Source organism: Lactococcus sp., assembly GCF_036648155.1.
In the GTDB taxonomy this organism is placed as follows: domain Bacteria; phylum Bacillota; class Bacilli; order Lactobacillales; family Streptococcaceae; genus Lactococcus; species Lactococcus cremoris.
In genome coordinates, this window is record NZ_JAVXIY010000016.1 from 1 (window position 1) to 9,451 (window position 9,451).

The 9,451-nt window shown below is 34.2% G+C and carries 7 protein-coding genes; all 7 read right to left on the minus strand.

The features are described 5' to 3' along the window. Positions 1–58: 58 nt before the first annotated feature. From RSC39_RS11695 to RSC39_RS11725, 7 genes are read right to left on the minus strand one after another with little or no spacing between them, the layout of a single operon-like run. Positions 59–1,510 (minus strand): CDP-glycerol glycerophosphotransferase family protein, encoded by a 1,452-nt coding sequence (locus RSC39_RS11695; RefSeq protein WP_332537373.1) that lies wholly within the window; start codon positions 1,508–1,510, stop codon positions 59–61. Positions 1,511–1,552: 42 nt separating this feature from the next. Then, on the minus strand, positions 1,553–2,515 hold the full coding sequence (locus RSC39_RS11700; RefSeq protein WP_332537375.1) for a glycosyltransferase family A protein: 963 nt from the start codon (positions 2,513–2,515) through the stop codon (positions 1,553–1,555). Between the two features lie 31 nt (positions 2,516–2,546). Then, positions 2,547–3,884 carry an XcbB/CpsF family capsular polysaccharide biosynthesis protein gene (locus RSC39_RS11705; RefSeq protein WP_332537377.1) on the minus strand — a complete coding sequence of 446 codons (1,338 nt, stop codon included), beginning with the start codon at positions 3,882–3,884 and terminating at the stop codon, positions 2,547–2,549. Further along, the gene (locus RSC39_RS11710) at positions 3,877–4,896 is read right to left on the minus strand and encodes a hypothetical protein (RefSeq protein WP_332537379.1); all 1,020 of its coding nucleotides are present in this window, start codon (positions 4,894–4,896) and stop codon (positions 3,877–3,879) included. The genes RSC39_RS11705 and RSC39_RS11710 overlap by 8 nt, the downstream gene beginning before the upstream one ends. Further along, positions 4,893–7,094 (minus strand): glycosyltransferase, encoded by a 2,202-nt coding sequence (locus RSC39_RS11715; protein ID WP_332537381.1) that lies wholly within the window; start codon positions 7,092–7,094, stop codon positions 4,893–4,895. Before RSC39_RS11715 ends, RSC39_RS11710 begins: the two co-directional genes overlap by 4 nt. Further along, the gene (locus RSC39_RS11720; RefSeq protein ID WP_332537383.1) at positions 7,091–8,566 is read right to left on the minus strand and encodes a glycosyltransferase family 2 protein; all 1,476 of its coding nucleotides are present in this window, start codon (positions 8,564–8,566) and stop codon (positions 7,091–7,093) included. The genes RSC39_RS11715 and RSC39_RS11720 overlap by 4 nt, the downstream gene beginning before the upstream one ends. 16 nt (positions 8,567–8,582) lie before the next feature. Continuing rightward, the gene (locus tag RSC39_RS11725; protein WP_332537385.1) at positions 8,583–9,359 is read right to left on the minus strand and encodes an ABC transporter permease; all 777 of its coding nucleotides are present in this window, start codon (positions 9,357–9,359) and stop codon (positions 8,583–8,585) included. Positions 9,360–9,451: the final 92 nt, after the last annotated feature.

Genomic DNA, 9,451 nt, shown 5'->3' on the forward strand with positions numbered 1-9,451 from the left:
ATCACTGGAACCAGAGACTTTAAGATATTCTATCGGGTATCAAGTCATGGCTAAATAATCAACTAGCAATTCGGGTAGAATGATAATAAATAATAGGTTTTTTCAAATAAGCAAAATCCACCACAGCAGAGGAGTAATCAGTAATTAGAATTGCTGATTTCTCGTAAATTTCATTATAAGAAAGCTCTGTACTTACAATCTCTATTTCTTCTGGAATATCAAAATCTTCAATTTGAACAAAGAATTTTGGATGAGCTTTAAAAATAAAACGGAAATTATTTTTTCTAAGTAATTCAAGTAACTTTTCATCGTTTAAAAATTGATTGATTGATCTAAAGAAATCAGACTCCCTAAAATTTTCGTCATAAGAACCATCATCTTTAGAATATTGAATGCGCCAAGTAGGCAAAAAAGTTATAATATTTTCTGGATGATTCTTCAAAAAATCAAATCTTGGCAACCCTGTCAGCTGAACTTGCTTTTCTTTAAAGCCTGTTTCTTCCGAACGCATCAATTCATATTCTTTTTCTGTAGATGTGACCATAAAATCAAAATTTTTGCTTGAGCTATTCAAATACCAATCTGAAAATGAAGTTTTTCTGATGATTCCATGTTGCAAAAAGACTTCTTGAGCATTTGAGAGTGCCTGAACAATCAATTTAAATTCATATTTAGGAATATTAGTGTCAATATTTACCCATTCCCAAAAAGTTGTTGATGAAATCACTTTTTCAGCAAACAGCAATAAAAATTTATATTCAAAGGAACCATAAATGATGATATTAGCACTTACTCCTTCAAAGTTTTGATAATAAGTTTCATCAGGAATAATCATAAATTTTTCAATACCATCTTCTCTATTCGCACAATATCTAAATAAAGCTTCTGCATTATCCCCGATTGTTGTTGGACGGTCTATAAAAAGCCAAATTCTTTTGTTTCGATAACTTTCAAAATATTCGATATATCGTTCAAATAAAAAATCATCTTTATAGTTTTTCTTTCGACCAAGGACAGTATTATTTAAACTATGTTTGGTCAACTTTTCGACTACAAGCGCGTGACTAGACCATGATTTTTTAATGATAGCTTCTTCTCCAACAAAGAAATCATTCTTCCAATAAAACCTTGAGTTCCAACCATGTACTAAATGAGCAGCCGCATACTCATCTTGATATTTAAAATAAAACTCAATACTTTGAAGTTCCTGATTAAGCATCCCTACCAAGTTAATATCAAATTCAAAATCAATAGCAGGAAATATTTCTCGCCCTAAATAATATTTCAAGTCATCATGTTTAGATTTATTGAGAACCCCTTCAATGAATTCTCCTCTATATTTAGCAACTAATTTCACTTCATTAATCATTGGTCTAACATAAAAACCTCTAATTTGTAGTTGTTTTTCTCTTTGATTTATCCAATTAATTTGTGCATTCCCACCAAGATTTTCAATCACTTCATCAGCAATCTGAAAACGTGGTTCTATCTCATTAACAGCATTTCTCAAATATATCCGTCCATATTTTAAAGACTTAAAATAAATTTGATATCAGTATGGAATATACTTTTGTTCAAGCAAATCGTCATCAACTTGTTGCAGGATATATTTAATATTTTCTAATGCTTCATCTAGATCTAAATTATTTTCATTATTGCTTGGCTCATTTGATTTAAACCAATGCAAATCATACAAGCGACTTACTTGGTTTTCTCGGGGGACATGTCCTTGATTCTCAATAAAAGCTTCAAATTCTTGCTTATAATAAGAAATACGTTCATAAAAATCTGAATTTTTTTCTGCATTATCAATGGTACTTGATTCATCCAACCTTTTACGAAGATAATAATAAAGATTATTATTATACCAACCCACAACATGCTTTTTATTAATGATTTTCAAAATAAAATCAGCATCTTCAGAGATGGTCATTTCCTCATTGAAACGCACCACTTCCAAAGCTTGAGAGATAAATAGTCCAGAATTAACGTGGGAAAAGAAAGCAAAAGACTTGCTCATATCAAGAATCCCACTTTTCCCTCTATCCACAGCTTTATAAGAATAATGAAGTCCTTCTTGTTTTTCAAAAGTGCGAATTGGAATAAATACCGCATCAGGAATAACTTGTTCATCCTGTAATTCGGAATCTTCATCTATTTTTTCATACTGTTTAAAGAAATCAATCAAAATTTCCAAATGGTTTGGATCATATTTATCATCCCCATCAATAAAACAAGTATAAGGTGCTGAAAAATTTTCAAAACAAAAATCTAGACCCGCATTTCGTGCAGCAGATACTCCCTGATTTTCTTGATTAATGACAACGATGCTTGGATACAAAAATCGTAAACTCTCTATCACTTCTTGTGAGTTATCTGTGCTTCCATCATTTATAATTACTAAATTAATATTGTCAAACCCAATCGTTTGGTGAGTAATGCTATCAATAGCATCCACTAAATATCGTCCAACATTGTAAACTGGAATAATGCAATTGACTAATTTTTTATTCATTGTTTTCCTTCTATCATTTATAATCTTGAAATTATCTATCTTCACAAAATATTTTAATAGACCGTATAACTATTGAATGATTTCTAGCGACTGCTTCCGCACTTAACCCTAAAAATTCAAAAGAATAATCTGCAGTAAATTTGCTTTTCCATACAACTTCACCATTCTCATCTGTTCTTTTTAAATCAATATTTTTAAATTTATTTTCTGAATGAATAAATAAGCTATTTTCTAACGACAAGGTAGATTCATCAGTTATTATTTCGATAATATATTTTTTATTGATAATCATTCTTGACTTAATCATGAAATTCAACCAGATATTATCCTGACCTACAATCTTTGAATTTCTAATGACTTCTATTCCATAATCTTTAAAGTGCATTGTGAAATATGGCGAAGTCCAAGGTAATAGAACATCCCAATCATCAATATTAAATAAAATAAGACTTTTTTCAATACTCATATCTTCCTCATAAAGAAATTGATTAATTAAAGAAAGCTGTAAAGGTACAGTCTTCCCAATAAGTGCCGCATGGCTTGTAAATGGCTCTACCATATAAGGAATATTCAAGTTCAAATTTAAGAGATTTATTTTTGAAAGATTTAATTGTTTCGCAAAAGGGTAAGTAATAAACGCAGTATCCGAACAGAGAACTTTTATTTTATCGGGAATTAAGGTTGTTTCCTCTAAAAGCCTATTAATTTTCGGAGCGAAATTATAATCAATAAGGTCAAACATATGTTGAACATCCTTTACCTCGACCCAAGCTCTGCGATCAATAACTGGATCGATTGCGACGACCTTATAGTTGCCTAACAAGCCATGATAAAGAGCTCCTGTACCCCCTCTTGAATTTCCATACGTCACTATACTTCTAGATGAAATATTATATTTATGAGCAGTATTTTTAATGAGTTCTTGAATGCTAGTTTCATAATTTGGAAAATTAATCGTATTTTGGTAATAAGAGCCTGAAATTAAGTTGCTATCAGCAATTCTTAAAATATAAGTGTTTTTAGCAATTGAACTTGATAACGATTCCCATGGTGAATTACTAAACATTCGAAGTTTAGCTTGTGTTGAAATCATTCGATCTGCAGGCATAAAAAATACAATCAATTTGTTGGAAAGATATTGTTCATTTTCTATGGGAAATTCAATATTATAATGAATATTATTGTACTTCTCCATTCCCAAATCAATCTCAGTATTTTTTTGAACCGTATATTGATGGTTACGATAGCCCACAATTGTCTTATTATTCAAAGCTAATTTTTTTAACGCATCATAATAATCCCAATCTTCCAAAAAAGTATCCATTGACTTCAAATCTTTTTCGGAATTTACTTCAAAATACTCAGTCATTATTTTCCTCCTTAGTCAGAAAGTTGTGATAGGCTGCATTGGCTATCCAAGTATTTTCTAATTCTTTGTAACTTTCTTTGAGCTGTGTTTTTTCGCTGGCTGTCAAAAATTGCTTTCTTTCAAAGAAATTTTCCAATGTTGGACTGTCTTCTTTGCTTCCCAAGAAACTTTTATGTTGAAGCGTGACAGCAGCATTTGTTGTGAAAGTAAAGTCTATGAAGTTGCTTGGGACAATATTAATCCCTTTGTAGAAGGGATTAAACTTTTGGAAAAGTTTAAAACTCGTGCGTGTTGCAAGGAGTTGATAACTTTCTTTTTCACTCGTCACTTCGAGTCCAAAAGCGTAATCTTCGTTAATTTTTAATCCTGCCAACTCGTCAAATTTGGCTGTAATTTTTGCTTCGTTTGCGTCAAATTTGACAGAAAAATCTGTTGCTTCAATTTTTTCATCCGTCAGACTGTTTAGTCGAATTAACATCGGTTTGATATTTTCTAAAAGGGTTAAACGGTCTGGATTCCAGTCGAGCGAGAGGTTTGCAACGATCGCCGACATCTGTGTTGCCAAATCAACTAGTTCAACATTAATCGGCAAGTGTCTGTCATAAGTATCCAAAATGACCTGTGGGACAAATTTCATACCGATATTTCCATAATCGTTAAGATAGACAATCTTGTGCAAACTGGTATTTGTTTGCGTTTTTCCTAAGTCATAATAGCGTTGCAGGCGCGGTTGCTCACTGTGTCTGGCATCATAAAGTCTTAAGGGTAAACCGTTTTGACTTGCGACGAGATAATAACGAATATAAGGAATCAGCTTGTCATCTTTGAGGTCAATCATCAGGTTTTTACCCTTTAGTTGATAATGCTTAGGCTGGATTTTGATGCTTGGCGTCAAGGCATTTTCTGACCAATAGAGGGCGTCAAATTTGACCTCTTTTTGAAGTTTGATATGGAGCGTTTGATTGTCAATGTTGAATTTTTCTATGAGAAGATTATCAAATATTTTTTTCATTTTAACCTCCTATTTGGGACAAGGACTTGCCAGAGCGGTGGTTTACTAGCGGTATTTCCATTTGCTGTGAAAGCAACAAAATTTGGATTTTCCGTGATGTAGTTGCCGTCTTCTGTTACAAGTCTGGGACGATAGGATTTTGAAAAATCAAGTTTGCTTACTTTTAAGGTCGTTCCTTGTAGATAGTGTTTTTTCTTTGCTTCTTTACTAAAGTCAGCTTCAGAGTATGAATAGATATTTTTCAGGGCTACCACTTCTACTGGCTCTGTAATTGCTTTGAGCGCACTTGCGTCAAATTTGACCTGACCGAGTGACGTAACAAGGAGCATTTCATCATTTGCATCAAATCTGACGTGAGTAACTGTGAGGACAGTGCCCACTTTTAAGGTCAGCTCCGTCGTTTCATTTTCCTGATGAAGGATCATTTCTTTGACCAATCGATAAATGCCTGCCTGACAGCTGTATTTTTGACTAAGTTCACTTTCAGAAAGACTATCGTAAGTCTGAGGAAATGCTATCAGTGAATTATTGTATTCTTCACGAGAGATTTTTTCGCCATGAGGCAATTCAAATACAAAGTTGCCATCGTCATCAAGTGTTGAAACAACTTGAATAAATTGTCCTAAATAGGTAGGGTCAAGTGCCTTGAAAGCAAGGTAGAGTCTTGTATCCACAATCTTATGGAGCGCAAGGACACCCTCTCTGTCTGACAGAAGCGTGTCAGCGCCACAATAGGTTTGGAGTTGGTCAATGGCTATCAGATATTCTGTCTGATTTTTAAGGACAACGTGGACTTTGTAGTCGCCAGCTTTTAACTGCTCATATTCGGCACGCGTCATTTGCGTTTCATAACTCACTTCTGAAAGTTTATGTGCTTTCTTTCGTAAGCTAGTATCAAGGGCGCTGTCATTACGAAACTCGATATAATCAGGTTTTTCAGCAATATAATAATCAAAGTGAATTTTGATTTCCTTATCATCAATCAGTACCTTTTTACCTTTAATCAGTGGCAAATTTACTGACGGTAAGTTTTGGTCTTCTGGTACAAAATAATAGAGACCATCAATTTTTTTAAGTTGTTTATCAATACTTGGTAAGCTATGCCAAGCGACAAATTTCAGTAGTTTTTCATCTTCTTTTGCTTGTAAAAATTGCCAAATATAAGAATAGATATCCAGACTAAAGTATTTTTCTGGATTAAATGTCAAATCAGACAAATAGTCTGCCAAAAGCTCTCTAAAATGACGCAAGGAGGCCAAACTTAGACCGTATTTTGTATCCCAACGCAGAGTAAAATCTACCAGCAACCATTCCAAACGGCGCGTGATAAATTTTTGTAAACTCTCGGTATTTGGATAATTTGTCAGCATATAACTCAATGAGCGCAACCAACCGAGCAAAAAAGTTTCATTGATATTTTTACTCAAAGAGATATTATCATCATCACGATTGACATAGGTGGTTATCTTTTGAGTTTGAGAAATTGTTTGTGAAAGCTGCAGGGCTTGGTAGAAAAAAATCACATCATCTGCTACTCTTTGGTCAATAAAATGCAGATTATTTTCTTTGACCAGACTGTGGCGCACCATATTCCCTTGTGGCCCAAGCCAGTTGTAAAAATCATAAGGTAAATCAGAAATCGGACGGTTGCTGATTTCATTATCAACGTCAATATAAGCGCGTGATAGCAAATCAAGCTGACCATTTTTGCTGCGGGCAACTCCGCCAAAAGCCATGCCATCGCCAGATTTTTCGAGTAGCTGATATAAGTTTTCAAGTCCGTCAGCTGCATACCAATCATCAGCGTCCAAAATCACAAGATAATCCCCGCGCGCGTGAAGTAGTCCGACATTACGCGGTCCATGCGCACCACCAGTATTTTTATCTAAAAGATAAATCTCGATATTCGGATAAGACTGACAGTAAGGTTTTATCAGCTCCAAAGAGTTGTCAGTTGAGCGGTCATCCACAAATAAAACTTGGATATTCTCAATTCCCAAAGTCTGATGAACGAGTGATTCCATCATTCGTTCCAAGTAAGGCGCGTTATTATAATTAGCGATAATGACAGAAACTTTCGGATTTTCTGTGATTTTTTCAGAAGAAGTTTTCATCACCGTTGGTAAGGCCGTCTTCCATGACATCTCATCCAGAGGATAATGAAACTCCTCATATTCCAATTTTTTATCATTTTTCATGAAGCTTTATCCTCCTTTGTCATGATTTTGTCGAGTTTTTCGATGCGATGTTCTTGATAGTGACTGGAAATGATTAAAATTTCCCAATCTTTGACTTCAAAATCCTCAGGAATATTAAGGCTATAATTGCATTCTGACTGTTTTTGATAATTGAGTTGCCGTCTTTCAAAAGGATTTTTACGATTTCTCATTTCAAAATTTTTGATTTTTTCATGAGTGTAAATTTCTAAAAATAATTCATTTTTGACGTAATCTTTTGCAACGGCACGCATATTGATTGCGACTTTTGGAACTCTAGGATTTATCGTCGGAAAATAATAACGATTGTCCTTTTTTTGTGTCAGTCCTAAATAACGTTTTGCCAGATGCCTGACAGAATGCCAGTGATTAAACTTCACTATCGCATCATAGTCATCAGCAATCAGGTACTGCCAAACAACAATTCTGGCACCTGTTCTGAAATGCTTAGAAGGGTCAAAAGCCAATTTTCCAATATACTTATCAAAACTTTCTTTGAAGTCAATAATTCGCTTTTTACTAAAGCGATAACCGATATCACGACGTAACAAGAAATCATAAATTAGCCATTCTATTCGTCTAGAAAGAAATTTTTCTTTTGAAGAGTCATCAGGAAACTTTTGATTGATAAATCCTAAGGACCGAAACCATGAAATCATAAATGTCCGATTGATACTTTTACTCAAAGAAATATTATCCGCATCACGATTGAGATAGCTTGTTAATTCTGTGCCCTGACTGATTGTTTTTGCGGCACGGAGTGCCTGATAAAAGAAAGTCACATCATCAGCAACACGTTGATTGACAAAGTGAAGCTTGTTTTCATCAACCAAGTCTTTACGTAGCATAATTCCTTGTGGCCCTAACCACTCATAAAAAGCAGTAGGAAGTTCTTGGATATCACGTCCTGCCCGATTTCCATCAAAGAAATAGGCTTTACTTTTCAGACTAAGTTTGCCGTTTATGCTTTGTGCAATACCGAAAAATCCCATGTCATCACCCGATTTATCAAGCGTTTCCGACATATATCGAAGTGCATTTTCATCGTACCAATCATCCGCATCTAAGAAAACAAGATATTCCCCACGCGCATTTAAAATGCCAACATTGCGTGGTCCATGTGCGCCCCCTGTATTTTCTTTGAGTTGATAAAATTCAATACTGGGATATTTTTGCAGATATTTTTCTACTACCTCTGCTGAATTATCGGTGGATTTGTCATCAATGAAAAGTAATTGAAGTTTGTCCAGACCAATCGTTTGATGAACTAGCGAATCTAACATTTTTTCCAAATAAGGTGCATTATTGTAGTTAGCAATAATCACGGAAACTTTGGGATTATCAACAACTCTGGTAGAGGTAGTTTTCTTGTGAGCCGGAAGTTCCAACTGCCATTTTGTATCCTCCAGATAATTGTACTGAGCAAATTCTTCTTCTAATTTGTTTGAATTCATTCTTCCTGACCTTTAATTAAACATAATCCATAAATTGATTACGAAGTTTCATGTGGAGATGAGAGGCAACAATCAATAATCCCAGTGTGAAGCACCAAAAAATTAAAGCATAGCCCGGTTTTTCCCAAAACCAAGCACGGTGGAAAATTGCATCGCGAAAGCCTTCCATAACATAGATGAATGGATCTAACCGTAATCCTTGTCTAAGAGGGAGCGGTAGTGCACCCATCAATGTCAAATCGAGTGCTGCTCCCGAAACATAAAGTAAGAATCTAAAAATATAATTGATAATGTGTAGAAAATCTCTAAAAACGACTACAATTGTTGAAAATAATAAAGATAAACCCATAACAAGTAAACACAGTGCTAAAAAATAATAAAATAATTGTAAGTACTCGAGACTCGGATAATATCCATGTTTTATGGCAAGAACAATCCCTAATAAAGTCATCCAAATTAGAATATTAAACCTTTTAAACATTTCTATTGTTGGCAAGACACTTATTGGAAATTTCACCTGAGTAAATAAAGATAGTTGTGATTGAACAGATGCGGCACCTGATTGAATGGAAATACTATAAAAGAACCAATTACCTAGACCAACAAACATCCATGGTGCTGGAGGAATACCACCTGAAATTTTTCTCTTAAACATTATAATGAACACAAAATAATAAATCCCCAATTGTACAATTGGATCCAGATATTGCCAAGTTGCTCCCAAAAATTTTCCTAGTTGAGTGCTTTTTGTCTGATATCTGGAAACGTTGTAAATTAACGTCATGTTATTCATTTGTTCTTTTAAATATACCCGAATTGCTAGTTGATTATTTAGCCATGACTTGATACCCGATAGAATATCTTAAAGTCTCTGGTTCCAGTGAT